The sequence below is a fragment of the Pseudomonas sp. PGPPP1 genome (genome assembly GCF_002255865.1).
Lineage (GTDB): Bacteria > Pseudomonadota > Gammaproteobacteria > Pseudomonadales > Pseudomonadaceae > Aquipseudomonas > Aquipseudomonas cremoris.
Genome location: NZ_NKIG01000014.1, coordinates 103,358 through 117,507 on the forward strand (window position 1 = coordinate 103,358; position 14,150 = coordinate 117,507).

The 14,150-nt window shown below is 62.6% G+C and carries 19 protein-coding genes; 15 read left to right on the forward strand and 4 right to left on the reverse strand.

Features of this window, described 5'->3' with window-relative positions; translation table 11 throughout:
- Positions 1–186: 186 nt before the first annotated feature.
- The 3 genes from CFE47_RS16895 to CFE47_RS16905 all read left to right on the forward strand — a co-directional run bounded on the left by CFE47_RS16895 (position 187) and on the right by CFE47_RS16905 (position 1,767).
- Complete coding sequence (locus CFE47_RS16895) at positions 187–423, forward strand: glutaredoxin family protein (RefSeq protein WP_286838679.1); 237 nt, start codon at positions 187–189, stop codon at positions 421–423.
- A gap of 74 nt (positions 424–497) precedes the next feature.
- Positions 498–833 carry a hypothetical protein gene (locus tag CFE47_RS16900; RefSeq protein WP_003189932.1) on the forward strand — a complete coding sequence of 112 codons (336 nt, stop codon included), beginning with the start codon at positions 498–500 and terminating at the stop codon, positions 831–833.
- Between the two features lie 43 nt (positions 834–876).
- Positions 877–1,767, forward strand: a complete 891-nt coding sequence (locus CFE47_RS16905) for a pseudouridine synthase (RefSeq protein ID WP_286838682.1) — start codon at positions 877–879, stop codon at positions 1,765–1,767.
- A gap of 55 nt (positions 1,768–1,822) precedes the next feature.
- On the opposite strand, the gene CFE47_RS16910 is transcribed toward CFE47_RS16905, so the two are convergent.
- The gene (locus tag CFE47_RS16910) at positions 1,823–2,044 is read right to left on the reverse strand and encodes a YgdI/YgdR family lipoprotein (protein ID WP_016978480.1); all 222 of its coding nucleotides are present in this window, start codon (positions 2,042–2,044) and stop codon (positions 1,823–1,825) included.
- 79 nt (positions 2,045–2,123) lie between these two features.
- The gene (gene mobA, locus CFE47_RS16915) at positions 2,124–2,726 is read right to left on the reverse strand and encodes a molybdenum cofactor guanylyltransferase MobA (RefSeq protein WP_286838685.1); all 603 of its coding nucleotides are present in this window, start codon (positions 2,724–2,726) and stop codon (positions 2,124–2,126) included.
- Positions 2,727–2,802: 76 nt separating this feature from the next.
- Here mobA and moaB point away from each other — a divergent pair, with 76 nt between their 5' ends.
- Both moaB and CFE47_RS16925 read left to right on the forward strand, forming a co-directional pair.
- Positions 2,803–3,342 (forward strand): molybdenum cofactor biosynthesis protein B, encoded by a 540-nt coding sequence (gene moaB / locus CFE47_RS16920; RefSeq protein WP_286838688.1) that lies wholly within the window; start codon positions 2,803–2,805, stop codon positions 3,340–3,342.
- Complete coding sequence (locus CFE47_RS16925) at positions 3,326–4,552, forward strand: molybdopterin molybdotransferase MoeA (RefSeq protein ID WP_286838691.1); 1,227 nt, start codon at positions 3,326–3,328, stop codon at positions 4,550–4,552. Before moaB ends, CFE47_RS16925 begins: the two co-directional genes overlap by 17 nt.
- Positions 4,553–4,680: 128 nt before the next feature.
- Here the strand turns inward: CFE47_RS16925 and CFE47_RS16930 are convergent, their stop codons facing one another.
- Together CFE47_RS16930 and fliK are read right to left on the reverse strand one after the other, a co-directional pair.
- A complete protein-coding gene (locus tag CFE47_RS16930; protein ID WP_185708828.1) occupies positions 4,681–5,010 on the reverse strand; it encodes an EscU/YscU/HrcU family type III secretion system export apparatus switch protein in 330 nt (109 codons plus the stop codon).
- Entirely contained in the window at positions 5,007–6,584 is a 1,578-nt protein-coding gene (gene fliK, locus CFE47_RS16935) for a flagellar hook-length control protein FliK (RefSeq protein ID WP_286838695.1), read from the reverse strand. The genes CFE47_RS16930 and fliK overlap by 4 nt, the downstream gene beginning before the upstream one ends.
- A 200-nt stretch (positions 6,585–6,784) precedes the next feature.
- On the opposite strand from fliK, the gene ccmA reads away from it, so the two are divergent.
- From ccmA to CFE47_RS16985, 10 genes are all read left to right on the forward strand, one after another.
- Positions 6,785–7,420 (forward strand): cytochrome c biogenesis heme-transporting ATPase CcmA, encoded by a 636-nt coding sequence (gene ccmA / locus CFE47_RS16940; RefSeq protein ID WP_286838697.1) that lies wholly within the window; start codon positions 6,785–6,787, stop codon positions 7,418–7,420.
- A complete protein-coding gene (ccmB, locus tag CFE47_RS16945; protein WP_017734375.1) occupies positions 7,417–8,085 on the forward strand; it encodes a heme exporter protein CcmB in 669 nt (222 codons plus the stop codon). Before ccmA ends, ccmB begins: the two co-directional genes overlap by 4 nt.
- Positions 8,086–8,166: 81 nt before the next feature.
- Positions 8,167–8,922, forward strand: a complete 756-nt coding sequence (locus CFE47_RS16950; protein ID WP_286838699.1) for a heme ABC transporter permease — start codon at positions 8,167–8,169, stop codon at positions 8,920–8,922.
- Entirely contained in the window at positions 8,919–9,095 is a 177-nt protein-coding gene (ccmD, locus tag CFE47_RS16955) for a heme exporter protein CcmD (protein WP_003172771.1), read from the forward strand. Before CFE47_RS16950 ends, ccmD begins: the two co-directional genes overlap by 4 nt.
- On the forward strand, positions 9,092–9,547 hold the full coding sequence (gene ccmE / locus CFE47_RS16960) for a cytochrome c maturation protein CcmE (RefSeq protein ID WP_105698539.1): 456 nt from the start codon (positions 9,092–9,094) through the stop codon (positions 9,545–9,547). Before ccmD ends, ccmE begins: the two co-directional genes overlap by 4 nt.
- Positions 9,548–9,550: 3 nt before the next feature.
- Complete coding sequence (locus CFE47_RS16965; protein WP_286838702.1) at positions 9,551–11,539, forward strand: heme lyase CcmF/NrfE family subunit; 1,989 nt, start codon at positions 9,551–9,553, stop codon at positions 11,537–11,539.
- Entirely contained in the window at positions 11,536–12,072 is a 537-nt protein-coding gene (locus CFE47_RS16970; RefSeq protein ID WP_010211784.1) for a DsbE family thiol:disulfide interchange protein, read from the forward strand. The genes CFE47_RS16965 and CFE47_RS16970 overlap by 4 nt, the downstream gene beginning before the upstream one ends.
- Positions 12,069–12,542, forward strand: coding sequence for a cytochrome c-type biogenesis protein (locus CFE47_RS16975; RefSeq protein ID WP_185708833.1), 474 nt, complete (start codon positions 12,069–12,071; stop codon positions 12,540–12,542). Before CFE47_RS16970 ends, CFE47_RS16975 begins: the two co-directional genes overlap by 4 nt.
- Positions 12,535–13,725 carry a c-type cytochrome biogenesis protein CcmI gene (gene ccmI / locus CFE47_RS16980; RefSeq protein WP_286838705.1) on the forward strand — a complete coding sequence of 397 codons (1,191 nt, stop codon included), beginning with the start codon at positions 12,535–12,537 and terminating at the stop codon, positions 13,723–13,725. The genes CFE47_RS16975 and ccmI overlap by 8 nt, the downstream gene beginning before the upstream one ends.
- A gap of 16 nt (positions 13,726–13,741) precedes the next feature.
- Positions 13,742–14,137: a hypothetical protein gene (locus CFE47_RS16985; RefSeq protein ID WP_286838707.1), complete on the forward strand. Its 396-nt coding sequence runs from the start codon at positions 13,742–13,744 to the stop codon at positions 14,135–14,137.
- Positions 14,138–14,150: the final 13 nt, after the last annotated feature.

Genomic DNA, 14,150 nt, shown 5'->3' on the forward strand with positions numbered 1-14,150 from the left:
TCCATTGCAGGGGGCAGACAAAAAGCCGCGAGAATCGCTGAATCAGTTATAGGCCATGGTGATCTGGGTCAGGATTATTGTGGGGCCTGCACGGGGCGAGACTGTTCCTCGCTACAGCCAGCTCCCTCGCCACGGGTTTTCGTTGGGCTTAGAATAATGGCCTACTTTCCATCAGGTCACTTTGTCATGCCTCCTGAATGCCAGTTGTTTACCACTTTGGGCTGCCATTTATGTGAACTCGCCGAGGAAGAAATCATGCCGTTGGTCGAACACGGCTTGTTGGTTGAGTTGGTAGATATCGCCGATTCGGAGGCCCTGTTCGAGGCCTACGGCCTGCGGATCCCGGTGCTTCGCCGGGTCGATACCGGCGCCGAATTGGGCTGGCCGTTCGACACCGAACAAGTGGTGTCCTTCCTGCTCTGACGTTTGCGTGATGGCGGGTTTCCAAATATTACGTTACTGTATGTTTGTACAGCGATTGAATAGAGGGAACGCCCGTGGTGAATGTTGAACAACTCAAAAGCAGCGTCAATCGCATGTCCGCCGATGTCGTGCGCGACGCGGTGAACGAGCTGCGCCTTGATGGCCTGGTCACGGAAGGCAAGACGCCCTTTAACAAAGTGCACTTCAATACCTGCTTTGCGGAGATCGAGGCGCTGTTCCAGCGCGCCGGTTACCACAAGCAGCTGGATGTGGTGGGTTACCAGGGCTTGTTGTACGCGTTGTACGACCCTGGCCGCTGGGAAGCGGTGGACGTGCTGCGCTGGCTCAAGGAATTCACCGAGGCCGCCAGTGCTTCGCCGGTATTGCGGGCGCAATTGGCCAAGGCCTGAACCATGCGGGATAATGCCCGCCGGTTTTCTCCAGGCTTTACGCATGTCCACTTCCGTTTTTATCGCCTCCGAGCATCAAGCCAGCACCTTGTACCTGCCACCAGGCCCGTGGGCGACGGTGCTCGATTGCCTGTGCGATCACTTTCCGGCGATCAGTCGTGAGCATTGGCTGGACCGCGTTGCCCGTGGCCGTGTGCTGGACATCAACGGCAACCCCATCAGCCTCGGCCTGGTCTACAAGGAAGGCCTGTGCATCTATTACTTTCGCGAAGTGCCGAACGAAAAAGTGATTCCGGTGCAGGAAACCATCCTGTATGCCGATGAACACCTGGTGGTCGCCGACAAACCGCATTTCCTGCCCGTGACGCCTGCCGGTGAATACGTGGAGCAAACCCTGTTGCGCCGCCTGATCCGCCGCCTGGACAACCCTGCGCTGGTGCCGTTGCACCGCATCGACCGGCATACGGCGGGGCTGGTGTTGTTCTCGGCCAATCCGGCAAGCCGTTCGGCGTATCAGCAGTTGTTTCCTACGCGCAAGATCGACAAATTCTACGAAGCCATCGCTCCGGCCCTACCGGGCCTGACGTTTCCATTGGTGCACAAAAGTCGCCTGGTGGATGGCGAGCCGTTCTTTCGCATGCAGGAAGGCGCTGGCGCCAGCAACACCGAAACGGCGGTAGAGGTGCGTGAGAAAAAGGGCGAGCTGTGGCGCTATGGCCTGTTCCCGGTGACTGGCAAGAAACACCAGTTGCGGGTGCATATGACGGCGTTGGGGGCGAGTATCTGCAACGACCCGTTTTATCCCGACGTGATCAAGGATGCCGTGGACGACTACGCCAACCCGCTAAAATTGCTGGCCCAGGGCGTGCGCTTCGTCGATCCGGTCAGCGGTGAGGAGCGCAGTTTCCGCAGTGCAATCACGCTCGACTGGTAAACCCCGCAAACGACAAGGCCCGCGCGAGGCAGGCCTTGGTGGCAAACGCTAAGACTTACAGGTCTTTAACGGTGCGGACCTGATCCTTGTTGATACGGGTCTGCTTGCCGTCCAGTTGTTCGAACTCGTAGAAGCCCGAATCCTTGTCGAATTTAGGGGTGTCGACGGCCTGGATTTCGCGACCGTCATTCAGGGTGATCACTGTAGGCGAGGCGCAACCGGCGAGGGTGGCGAGGCCCAGTGCAAGCATGAGAGCGGCGATGGTCCGTTGAGTCATGGTGTTGTCTCCGAAAGAATTCTTTTGAAATGCTGACCTTGTGACGCGCGAGGCGCCGACAAAGTTCCGGGTGCGAGGTTCATTCTGACACGCCCGGCCTGGGGAGTAACAGCTCGGGTGTGTTCAGGTTGGCCAGTCGCGGGTCATCCGCCGAACACGTAAGGCCTACGCTGCCCAGTTGCAGGAAGATCTTGCGCGGGCTGCGCTCGCCAGCGCTCCAGGCCTGTTCCACTGCGTCTCTCAGGGCGGTGGGGAGGATGCAAATCAGCGGCTCCCAGAACTCGCCGTGGCGCACCATCACCGGCAACTGCGGGTTGCGTTGCGCGGTCTTACGCAGCTCGGCCAGCAGTCCGGCATCGATGTTGGGTACATCGCACGGCAGGATCAGCAGGTGCCCATGGCGTGCAGCGGCAAGTCCCGCACGGATACCGGCGAGTGGGCCGGGAAAGTCCGGGCTGTCGTCGCTCACCAGTTGGTCGGCATAAGCGGCGTAGTGCTCATGATTGCGGTTGCACGAAATGATCAGGTCATCCGTGAGTGGCCGGGTTAGACGCTGCAAGTGGGCGATCAGGGGCTCGCCCTGCCAGTGCAGCAGGCCTTTGTCCTGGCCGCCCATGCGTTGGCCGCGACCACCGGCCAGCAGCAGGATTGAACAGGGCTGGGGCGAAGAATCGAAGGGCATGGCGGTTCCGCTGCGGCAGGCAAATAGGGCCCTGTGATATAACACCGGCCTGTTTCTTCGACAACCGGACCGTGCCATGAAAGCCAAGGCTGATGCGCCCTTCGTACCCCTGAATATCGCTGTATTGACCGTCAGCGACACCCGCACCCTGGACACCGATACCTCGGGCCAGGTCTTCGTCGACCGCCTCACCGCTGCCGGCCACAACCTGGCCGAGCGCGTGTTGCTCAAGGACGACCTCTACAAGATTCGCGCCCAAGTCGCCCACTGGATCGCCGAAGACGTGGTGCAGGTGGTGCTGATCACCGGCGGCACCGGCTTCACCGGTCGTGACAGCACGCCGGAAGCCGTGAGTTGCCTGCTGGACAAGCAAGTCGACGGTTTCGGCGAACTGTTCCGCCAGATCTCCGTGGCCGATATCGGCACGTCCACCGTGCAATCCCGCGCCCTGGCTGGCTTGGCGAACGGCACGCTGGTGTGCTGCCTGCCGGGTTCCACCAATGCGGTGCGCACCGGTTGGGACGGCATCCTCGCCGAGCAGTTGGACAACCGCCACCGCCCGTGCAACTTCGTGCCGCACTTGAAACAGGCGCAACCCTGTGAATCCCGTGGGTAAGCCCGGCAAGACCGGTGCGTTGATCCCGGTAGAGCAGGCGTTGCAACAGTTGCTGGACATGGCCGCCGCCGCGCCGATCCGCGATCAGCACGCCTTGCCCTTGGCTGATTGCGATGGCCGCGTGTTGGCGCAAGATTTGGTGTCCACCCTCGACCTGCCGCCCTGGCCTAACAGCGCCATGGACGGTTACGCCCTGCGCGTGGCGGACTGGAGCGGTGAGCCGCTGGTGGTCAGCCAGCGCATCTTCGCCGGGCAGGCGCCGCAGCCCTTGGCCGCCGGTACCTGTGCGCGCATCTTCACCGGTGCGCCGGTCCCCGAAGGCGCCGACTGTGTGGAAATGCAGGAAAACGCCGTGGTCCACGCCGACGAGCGTGTGAGCTTCACCGAGCCATTGCACGTCGACCAGAACATCCGCCCTCAAGGCCAGGAAACCACCGTCGGCGAGTTGGTGCTCACGGCCGGCACGCGCCTGGGCCCGATTGAACTCGGCCTTGCCGCCTCCCTCGGCCACGACCGCCTGGATGTCATACGCCGCCCGCGTGTGGCGGTGCTGTCCACCGGTGACGAGCTGATCGAACCGGGCCTGCCGCTGGGTCCCGGCCAAATCTACAACAGCAACCGTCGCGTGTTGTGCTCCTGGCTTGAACGCATGGGCTGCGAAGTGATCGACGCCGGCATCTTGCCCGATGACCTGGAGCAGACCCGCACTCGCCTGGGGGACCTGGGCAGTGTCGACCTGATCTTGTCTACGGGCGGTGTGTCGGTGGGCGAGGCGGACTTCCTTGGTATTGCCCTGCGCGAAGAAGGCGAGCTGGCGCTGTGGAAACTCGCGATCAAACCCGGCAAGCCGCTGACCTTTGGGCATTTTCGCGGTGTGCCGGTGATCGGCCTGCCGGGCAACCCGGCCTCGACGCTGGTGACCTTTGCGCTGCTGGCGCGGCCCTATCTGCTGCGTCGCCAAGGTGTGACGGACGTCGAGCCGTTGCGTTTCGAAGTGCCGGTGGGGTTCGAATGGCCCAAGCCGGGCAACCGCCGCGAATACCTGCGTGGGCGTATCGAGCAGGGCAAGGCGATCATCTACCGCAACCAAAGCTCCGGCGTGCTGCGCAGTGCAGCGTGGGCGGAAGGGTTTGTGGAGGTGTTGGAAGGCACGACGTTGGGGGTTGGCGACCGAGTCAACTTCATCCCGCTAAATGAGGTATTGAACTAAGCACAAATCCCCTGTGGGAGCTGGCTTGCCTGCGATAGCTTTTTAACAGTCATCCATGTGTTGACTGACACACCGCTATCGCAGGCAAGCCAGCTCCCACATTTGGATTTGTGTTTGGCATGGACTGCTCAGTAATCGTCCCCACGCGCCGTCACGTCCCGCTCCACCGGCCCCGCATCCGGGTCATACCCCACCGGGAATTTGCCCTTCAGTGTCCAGGCAAACGCAATGATCTCCGCCACCGTGCGGTACAGCTCTTCGGGAATGCTGTCCCCCAGTTCCATGCGCGCCAGCAGCTTCACCAACTCGGCATTCTCATAGATCGGCACCTCATTTTCCCGTGCCAGTTTCAGGATCGCCTCGGCCAGCGCGTCGTCGCCCTTGGCCGTTAGCGTGGGCGCTTGCTGGCCGTCGTACTTGAGGGCAATCGCCTGGCGTGGCGGGGTTGGGTTCTTCATGCGGTTTCATCCACCCAGCGTTGCTCCAGTCCGGTTTTTGGCCCGCGTGGCGGGGTGCCGAGGTGGCAGTCGAGGTCGCCGACGTTGATACCCGAGGTCACCAAGCGTTCCCGCAAGTTGCCCAAGTGGCTTTCGATCAGACTCGCGGTGAATGCGCGCGTCGCCCACAGCTGGCTCGACAACTTGCCCTGGCTCAACTGTGCCTGGACCTGCAACGGCCCCAGCGGCTCCATGTCGAAGGCCAGTTCGACGCGCCAGAGCATTTGCTTGGGGTCTTTACGGTCCTTGCGTTCGGGCTGGTCTTTGTCCGGCGCCGGCTCCTCGCGTTGAAACTTGACCTGCAGCGGCACGATGTCTTGCAACGTACGCATGGGGATTTCCAGCTGCCAGGTGGTTTGCAGGCGACCGTCGGCGGTGGTGCTAGTCTGTTCCAGGCTCGACAGCTGGTGGCTTTGCAGGCGCGAGATGGCACCGGCGGCCAGGCGCAGCAGGTTTTCCAGGTCACCTTCGCCCTCGAGTTTCGCCATTAGCCGTTCAGGCAGCGGGAAGCCAGCAGGTGCCTGGCGGGCGCTGACCTGGCCAAGGGTGTTCAACGGGCTGCGCACAAAGTTGGGCAGCACCTGGGCCAGGGTATTGGCGGCCAGGATCGCATTCAGGTTGGTACTGGTGGGTAGGGCGGGCAGCAAGTCGGCGACCAGGCGCAGCAGGGCGCCTTTCATATCCAGCGGCGGAACCCCAGGGTTTTGCCCGGCGAGCAGCTTGGCCTCGAGAAACGCGCCGCTGTTCTGCACCACCTGCGCCAATACCTTGGGGTTGCTGACTTGCGCCAGGTCGGGCAGGGCGGCGAGCAAGCGGTCGGCGGCTGCGCGCAGGTCGGCCGACGTGCTGTCGCCACGTGGCAGGTTTTGCAAGGCGGTGAACACCGCGTCCAGGGAGCCTTGGCGGCTTTGCTGGGTGGCGAGTTGCTGGGTGACGGCCAGTTGATCCTTGAGCCCGCTCAGCGGCACAAAATTCAGGGTTTGCGCGTTTTGCACCACGGCGCTGAGCAAACTGCCCACCCGCAACGGTTGTGGGCTTTCCACGGTCAGGGTTGCGCCCGCCAAGGCGTTGTTGAGCACCGTCACCAACGAGCGGTAGATCGCCGGTTGCGCCGTGCCCTGGGGCAGCATCTGGGTGGTCAGTACCTTGGCCTGCAGCAACGTGCCCACCGGCATCTGGGTGGTGTCGATACGGGTGAGGGCGGCCACATTGGCGCTCAAGGCTTGCTGCAGGGTGAGTGTGAGGTTGCCCGCAGGCGTTTGGCTCACTGCCACATTGCTGCCCAGTGGCAAGGGTTGCGCGCTGCTGGCCTGCACCAACGTCTGACGGCCGCCGTCTAGGGTCAACTTGAGCAACAGCTGAAAGGCTTCACCGCCTTGTTTCAGGGCGATCACTTCGGCGTTCGCGGTTTTCCCCGGCTCGATCAGGCCGATTTGCGGCTCCAGCAGTTTCAGCAATTCACCGGTCGGGGGCAGCGGGGCAGGCCCGGCCGCCGGAGCGGGTGGAAGCGTAGGAAGGTTGATCTCACCGGTCATCGCGCGCGTCGTCTCGAAGGAAATTGCCCTCTTTAGAGTAGGGCATCGCATGTATAATGCCGCCCGTCTGCAAAGAGAGCGCTAAAAACAACACAACTATTTGATCCAGCTCTCTAAAATCGGTCGCCAAAGCCGTTATTGTGCATTTCTCTTTAACGGCCGCTGCACCGTCGACTTGAACCGTAAAGGCCCGCGATCTTTTGACCAGCCCTCTTCTTGAAGCCGTAGCGCTCTCCTGTGAACGCGACCTGCGCCTGCTGTTCGAACACCTCGAACTGCGGCTGGCGGGCGGCGACATGGTGCAGGTCAGCGGCCCCAACGGCAGCGGCAAGACCAGTTTGCTGCGCCTGCTGGCCGGGTTGATGCAGCCGACGGCCGGTGAGGTTCGACTCAACGGCAAGCCGCTGAACGAACAACGTACCGAACTGGCGCGCAACCTGGTGTGGATCGGCCACGCCGCCGGCATCAAGGACGTGCTCACCGCCGAAGAAAACCTCAGCTGGCTCAGCGCCCTGCATCATCCGGCTTCCCGTGACGCCATCTGGCAGGCCCTGGCGGCCGTGGGCCTCAAGGGTTTCGAAGACGTTCCCTGCCACACCCTGTCCGCTGGCCAGCAGCGCCGCGTGGCATTGGCCCGTTTGTATTTGCCGGGCCCGCCGTTGTGGATACTTGATGAGCCGTTCACTGCCCTCGATAAACAAGGCGTCGCCCAGTTGGAAGAGCACCTGGCCCAGCACTGCGAGCGGGGCGGCCTGGTCGTGCTGACCACCCATCACACGCTCAATCGCACGCCCGTCGGCTACCGCGACCTTGATTTAGGCCGGTGGTCAGCATGAGTGTGTTCGCCCTGCTGGTCGCCCGCGAAGCGCGGCTGTTGTGCCGTCGCCCGGCGGAGTTGGCCAACCCGCTGGTGTTCTTCGCCATCGTCATCGCGTTGTTCCCGTTGGCGGTCGGTCCCGAGACTAAACTGTTGCAAACCTTGTCTCCGGGACTGGTGTGGGTCGCCGCACTTTTATCGGTTCTGCTCTCGCTGGACGGGCTGTTTCGCAGTGATTTCGAAGACGGTTCCCTGGAACAGTGGGTCCTTTCGTCGCACCCCCTGCCACTACTGGTACTGGCCAAGGTACTGGCACACTGGGCTTTTTCCGGCTTGGCGCTAGTCTTGCTCTCGCCGCTGCTGGCGATGATGTTGGGCCTGCCCACCGAATGCCTGCCGATCCTGCTGCTGAGCCTGTTGCTCGGTACGCCGGTGCTCAGTTTGTTGGGCGCAGTGGGGGCGGCGTTGACGGTAGGCTTGAAGCGTGGGGGCCTGTTACTGGCCCTGTTGATTCTGCCTTTGTATATCCCGGTATTGATCCTGGGCAGCGGTGCATTGCAAGCCGCGCTCATGGGCATGCCGGCGACCGGTTACCTCTTGTGGCTTGGTAGCCTGACCGCCCTGGCGGTAACCCTGACACCCTTTGCTATAGCGGCCGGCCTGAAGATCAGCGTCGGCGAATAATGAGGTCTGGCCACGCACTGTTGGCCAGTAAAGACCCTAAGCTGCTTGCACTGACAAGCAGCACCCGTGATGGAAACAGCAATGAACTGGACCTGGTTTCACAAGCTCGGCTCGCCCAAATGGTTCTACGGCATCAGTGGCAAACTGCTGCCGTGGTTGAGCGTCGCCGCCGTATTGCTGATCGGCATCGGCCTGGTCTGGGGCCTGGCCTTCGCGCCGCCGGACTACCAGCAAGGCAACAGCTTTCGCATCATCTATATCCACGTGCCCGCCGCGATGCTGGCCCAGTCCTGCTACGTGATGTTGGCCGTGTGCGGCATTGTCGGCCTGGTGTGGAAGATGAAGCTGGCCGACGTGGCCTTGCAATGCGCCGCACCCATCGGGGCGTGGATGACCGCCGTGGCGCTGGTCACGGGTGCCATCTGGGGCAAACCGACCTGGGGTTCGTGGTGGGTGTGGGATGCGCGACTAACGTCCATGTTGATCCTGCTGTTCCTGTACTTCGGTCTGATTGCCCTGGGCAATGCGATCAGTAATCGTGACAGCGCCGCCAAGGCCTGCGCGGTGCTGGCGATTGTTGGCGTGATCAACATCCCGATCATCAAATACTCGGTGGAGTGGTGGAACACCCTGCACCAGGGCGCCACCTTCACCCTCACCGAAAAACCGGCGATGCCCGTGGAAATGTGGGCACCGTTGCTGTTGATGGTGCTGGGGTTCTACTGCTTCTTCGGTGCTGTGCTGTTGATGCGCATGCGCCTTGAAGTGCTCAAGCGTGAAGCCCGCGCCAGTTGGGTCAAGGCCGAAGTGCAAAGCAGCCTGGGAGCGCGCGGATGAGTTTTGCTTCTTTCAGTGATTTTCTCGCCATGGGCCACCATGGCCTGTATGTCTGGACGGCCTACGGCATCTGCCTGGCGGTGCTGGCCCTCAACGTCGCCGCGCCGATCCTGGCCCGCAAGCGTTACCTGCAACAAGAGGCGCGTCGTCTGCGCCGGGAGACCGAAAAGTGAATCCGCTGCGTAGAAAGCGTCTGTTGATCATCCTTGCCATCCTGGCCGGCGTCGGCATTGCCGTGGCCCTGGCCTTGAGCGCCCTGCAGCAGAACATCAACCTGTTCTACACCCCGACCCAGATCGCCAACGGCGAAGCGCCGCTGGACACGCGCATCCGTGCTGGCGGCATGGTGGAGAAGGGCTCGCTCAAACGTTCTTCCGATTCTCTCGACGTGACCTTCGTGGTCACCGACTTCAACAAGGCCGTGACCATCACCTACCGCGGCATTCTCCCGGACCTGTTCCGCGAAGGCCAGGGCATCGTCGCCCTGGGCAAACTCAACGCCGAGGGCGTGGTGGTGGCGGATGAAGTGCTGGCCAAGCACGATGAAAAATACATGCCGCCGGAAGTCACCAAGGCGCTCAAGGACAGCGGCCAGTCCGCGCCAACGCCTGCCAAGGAGGGTTAAGTGATGACGTCCGCACTGTTTATTCCGGAACTGGGTCACTTGGCGATGATCCTCGCCCTGTGTTTTGCCGTCGTGCAAGCCGTGGTGCCGCTGCTCGGTGCCTGGCGCGGTGACCGCCTGTGGATGAGCCTGGCGCAGCCGGCCGCCTGGGGGCAGTTTGCGTTTTTGCTGTTCGCCTTCGGCTGTCTGACCTACGCCTTCATGACCGACGATTTTTCCGTCGCCTATGTGGCCAACAACTCCAACACCGCCTTGCCCTGGTACTACAAGTTCAGCGCCGTGTGGGGCGCTCACGAAGGCTCGCTGCTGCTGTGGGCGTTGATCCTCGGCGGCTGGACCTTCGCGGTGTCGGTGTTCTCGCGCCAATTGCCGCAAGTGATGCTGGCACGGGTGCTGGCGGTGATGGGCATGATCAGCATCGGTTTCTTGCTGTTCCTGATTATGACCTCCAACCCGTTCAGCCGCATCCTGCCGCAGATCCCTGCGAATGGGCATGACCTCAACCCGCTGCTGCAAGACATCGGCCTGATCGTGCACCCGCCGATGCTGTACATGGGCTACGTCGGTTTCTCCGTGGCCTTCGCCTTCGCCATCGCCGCACTGCTCGGCGGGCGTCTTGATGCCGCCTGGGCGCGCTGGTCGCGGCCGTGGACCATCGTTGCCTGGGCCTTCCTCGGTATCGGCATCACCCTCGGTTCGTGGTGGGCCTACTACGAACTCGGCTGGGGCGGCTGGTGGTTCTGGGACCCGGTGGAAAACGCCTCCTTCATGCCTTGGCTGGTGGGCACGGCGCTGATTCACTCGCTGGCCGTCACCGAAAAACGCGGCGTGTTCAAGAGCTGGACCGTATTGCTGGCCATCGCGGCGTTTTCCCTCAGCCTGCTTGGCACCTTCCTCGTGCGTTCGGGCGTATTGACCTCGGTACATGCGTTCGCGTCCGACCCTGCGCGCGGCGTGTTCATCTTGATCTTCCTGCTGTTTGTGGTCGGCGGTTCCTTGACCCTGTTCGCCTTGCGCGCGCCGGTGGTCAAGAGCCAGGTCGGCTTCAACCTGTGGTCGCGGGAAACCCTGTTGCTGGGCAATAACCTGGTACTGGTGGTGGCCGCTTCGATGATTCTGCTCGGCACCCTTTACCCGTTGGTGCTGGATGCCCTGAGCGGCGCCAAGCTGTCGGTAGGCCCGCCGTACTTCAACGCGTTGTTCATCCCGCTGATGGGCCTGCTGATGGTGGTGATGGCAGTCGGTGTTTTGGTGCGCTGGAAAGACACTCCGGTGAAATGGCTGGTGGGCATGCTCATGCCGGTCCTGCTGGGCAGTGTGGCGCTGGCGGTGATCGCCGGTATTGCCTACGGCGATTTCAACTGGGCGGTGCTGGCCACCTTCCTGTTGGCGGCCTGGGTGTTGTTGGCCGGTGCGCGCGATATCGTCGACAAGACGCGCCACAAAGGTTTGATCAAAGGTCTGCCAAGCCTGACCCGCAGCTACTGGGGCATGCAGATCGCCCACATCGGTATCGCCGTGTGCGCGCTGGGCGTGGTGTTGTCCAGCCAAAACAGTGCCGAGCGCGACCTGCGCCTGGCACCGGGCGAGTCCATGGACCTGGCCGGTTACCACTTCATCTTCGAAGGTGCCAAGCACTTCGAAGGGCCTAACTTTACCTCCGACAAAGGCACCGTGCGCGTGGTGCGCAACGGCAAGGAAGTGGCCGTGCTGCACCCGGAAAAACGGCTGTACACCGTGCAAAGCTCGATGATGACCGAAGCCGGCATCGACGCCGGTTTCACCCGCGACCTCTATGTTGCGTTGGGTGAACCGTTGGGCGATGGCGCCTGGGCGGTACGCGTGCATGTGAAGCCGTTTGTGCGCTGGATCTGGTTCGGCGGCTTGCTCACCGGTTTTGGTGGGTTGCTGGCCGCGCTGGATCGGCGGTATCGGGTCAAGGTCAAGAGCCGGGTGCGTGAAGCCCTCGGCCTGCAGGGAGCGGCGGTATGAAGCGTTGGTTGATGGTTGTGCCACTGGCGTTGTTCCTGGTGGTGGCAGTGTTCCTGTATCGCGGCTTGTATCTGGACCCGGCCGAGTTGCCCTCGGCGATGATCGGCAAGCCGTTCCCCGCCTTTAGCCTGCCGACGGTGCAGGGTGACAAGACCCTGACCCAGGCCGACCTGCTGGGCAAGCCGGCGCTGGTCAACGTGTGGGGCACCTGGTGCATCTCCTGCCGCGTCGAGCACCCGGTACTGAACAAACTCGCCGAGAAGGGCGTGGTGATCTACGGCATCAACTACAAGGACGACAACGCCGCCGCCTTGAAGTGGCTGGCAGAGTTCCACAACCCGTACCAGTTGGATATCCGTGATGAAGACGGCAACCTGGGCTTGAACCTTGGCGTCTACGGTGCGCCGGAAACCTTCTTCATCGATGCCAAGGGCGTGATCCGTGACAAGTACGTCGGCGTGATCGACGAAGTGGTGTGGCGTGAGCAACTCGCGGCCAAATACCAGGCGCTGGTCGACGAGGCGAAGCCATGAAGCGTCTGTTAGCCGCCGCTGTATTGGCCCTGGGCTTGGCCGGTGTTGCCCACGCCGCCATCGACACCTACGAATTTGCCAACGATGCCGAACGTGAACGTTTCCGCGACTTGACCAAGGAACTGCGCTGCCCCAAGTGCCAGAACCAGGACATCGCCGATTCCAACGCACCGATTGCCGCCGACCTGCGCAAAGAGATCTTCCGCATGTTGGGGGAGGGCAAGGACAACCAGCAGATCATCGACTTCATGGTCGACCGCTACGGTGATTTTGTGCGCTACAAACCGGCGCTCACCGGCAAGACCGCGCTGCTCTGGTTCGGCCCCGCCGGGCTGCTGCTGGCGGGCGTGGTGGTGATGGCCGTGATCGTGCGCCGTCGCCGCGCCACACCGACCGATGGTTCCGACGCGCTTTCCCCTGAAGAGCGCAAACGCCTCGACCAATTGCTGGACACCAAGACTGATGATTGATTTTTGGCTGGCAGCCGGGTTGCTGCTACTGATTGCCCTGAGTTTCCTGTTGATCCCTGTACTGCGCGTGCGCCGTGCCCAGCGTGAAGAGGACCGCACCGCACTGAACGTGGCGCTGTACCAAGAACGTGTCGCCGAGCTGCAAGTGCAGCAAGACGAAGGCGTGCTCAATGCCACCCAGCTCGACACCGGTCGCGCCGAAGCCGCCCGCGAATTGCTGGCCGACACCGAAGGTGTGGAAAAACCCCGCGAATCGCGTTTGGGCAAGCCGCTGCCGTTGTTCGCCGCGATCCTCGTGCCCGTGCTGGGCGTTGCCCTGTACCTGCATTTCGGGGCCAGCGACAAGGTCGAACTGACCCGCGAATTCTCCCAGCCACCGGTGTCCATGGAAGACATGACCCACCGCCTGGAACGCGCCGCTGCCGCGCAGCCGGACTCCGCCGAAGGCCTGTACTTCCTCGGCCGCGCCTACATGGCCCAGGACCGTTCTGCCGATGCAGCCAAGGTGTTTGAACGCACCGTGGCGTTGGCGGGTCGTCAGCCGGAGCTGCTCGGCCAATGGGCCCAGGCGCAGTACTTTGCCGACAACAAACAGTGGTCGCCCAAGGTGCAGGCCCTGACGGACGAAGCGCTGAAGCTCGACCCGAAGGAAGTCACCAGCTTGGGCCTGTTGGGTATCGCCGCGTTCGAAGGCCAGCGGTATCAGGAGGCCATCGACTACTGGAATCGCCTGTTGGCCCAGTTACCACCGGAAGACGGCTCCCGCGCCGCGTTGCAAGGCGGTATCGACCGCGCTGCCGAAAAGCTCAAGGAGAGCGGTGGCACGGTCGCCCAGGCACCCAAGGCGGTTCTGAAAGTCCGCGTGGATTTGTCGGCCGACGTGAAGGCCAAATCCTTGCCGGGCGACAGCGTGTTCATCTTTGCCCGCGCCGTCGCCGGCCCGCCGGCGCCTCTGGCGGCCAAGCGCGTGACCGTTGCCGACTTGCCGATAACCGTCGAACTGGGCGATGCCGACGCGATGATGCCGCAGTTGAAACTGTCGAACTTCCCCGAAGTCCAACTGGTTGCGCGCATATCCCGGGCCGGTCTTCCGACCGCTGGTGAGTGGATCGGCCGCAGCCAACCCTTGGCCAGCACCACCCCTGCATTGCAGCAGCTGACCATCGACAGTCCGGACCAGTAATTTCGAGGAAACGCCCATGACCGCATTCGCACGCATCACCCTGCTCAGCCTGGTATTGGGCTTGAGCGCTTGTGCGGTCCATCGGCCACCCCCTTCGCCAACCGGCCCGACCATCCCGCCGTCGGGGCCGTCGACCCAGCCCACCACCAAACCGTCTGGCCCTGTAACTCCGCCGCCTAAACCAGTGCCTACCTCGTCGCCGACCTTCGCCCCGCCACCGGGCGCGGCCAGCCACTGGGACGGCACCATGAAGGTCTACGTGCTGGACGACCAGCCCGACACCTTCTACCGCCAGCGCACCTACTACCGCTGGAGCAACGGCTGGAGCCGCTCCATCAGCCCGAACGGCCCGTGGGAAGAAACCAATGTGCAGGGCGTGCCGCCGGGGTTGAGCAAAAAGTACGCGCAATGAAAAAAGGCGACCT

What these genes read in the sequence shown, in the direction of transcription:
- CFE47_RS16895 (WP_286838679.1), top strand. Translation starts at nt 187, where the DNA reads ATGCCTCCTGAATGCCAGTTGTTTACCACTTTGGGCTGCCATTTATGT.
- CFE47_RS16905 (WP_286838682.1), top strand. Translation starts at nt 877, where the DNA reads ATGTCCACTTCCGTTTTTATCGCCTCCGAGCATCAAGCCAGCACCTTG.
- CFE47_RS16910 (WP_016978480.1), bottom strand. Translation starts at nt 2,044, where the DNA reads ATGACTCAACGGACCATCGCCGCTCTCATGCTTGCACTGGGCCTCGCC.
- mobA (WP_286838685.1), bottom strand. Translation starts at nt 2,726, where the DNA reads ATGCCCTTCGATTCTTCGCCCCAGCCCTGTTCAATCCTGCTGCTGGCC.
- moaB (WP_286838688.1), top strand. Translation starts at nt 2,803, where the DNA reads ATGAAAGCCAAGGCTGATGCGCCCTTCGTACCCCTGAATATCGCTGTA.
- CFE47_RS16930 (WP_185708828.1), bottom strand. Translation starts at nt 5,010, where the DNA reads ATGAAGAACCCAACCCCGCCACGCCAGGCGATTGCCCTCAAGTACGAC.
- fliK (WP_286838695.1), bottom strand. Translation starts at nt 6,584, where the DNA reads ATGACCGGTGAGATCAACCTTCCTACGCTTCCACCCGCTCCGGCGGCC.
- ccmB (WP_017734375.1), top strand. Translation starts at nt 7,417, where the DNA reads ATGAGTGTGTTCGCCCTGCTGGTCGCCCGCGAAGCGCGGCTGTTGTGC.
- CFE47_RS16950 (WP_286838699.1), top strand. Translation starts at nt 8,167, where the DNA reads ATGAACTGGACCTGGTTTCACAAGCTCGGCTCGCCCAAATGGTTCTAC.
- ccmD (WP_003172771.1), top strand. Translation starts at nt 8,919, where the DNA reads ATGAGTTTTGCTTCTTTCAGTGATTTTCTCGCCATGGGCCACCATGGC.
- CFE47_RS16965 (WP_286838702.1), top strand. Translation starts at nt 9,551, where the DNA reads ATGACGTCCGCACTGTTTATTCCGGAACTGGGTCACTTGGCGATGATC.
- CFE47_RS16970 (WP_010211784.1), top strand. Translation starts at nt 11,536, where the DNA reads ATGAAGCGTTGGTTGATGGTTGTGCCACTGGCGTTGTTCCTGGTGGTG.
- CFE47_RS16975 (WP_185708833.1), top strand. Translation starts at nt 12,069, where the DNA reads ATGAAGCGTCTGTTAGCCGCCGCTGTATTGGCCCTGGGCTTGGCCGGT.
- ccmI (WP_286838705.1), top strand. Translation starts at nt 12,535, where the DNA reads ATGATTGATTTTTGGCTGGCAGCCGGGTTGCTGCTACTGATTGCCCTG.
- CFE47_RS16985 (WP_286838707.1), top strand. Translation starts at nt 13,742, where the DNA reads ATGACCGCATTCGCACGCATCACCCTGCTCAGCCTGGTATTGGGCTTG.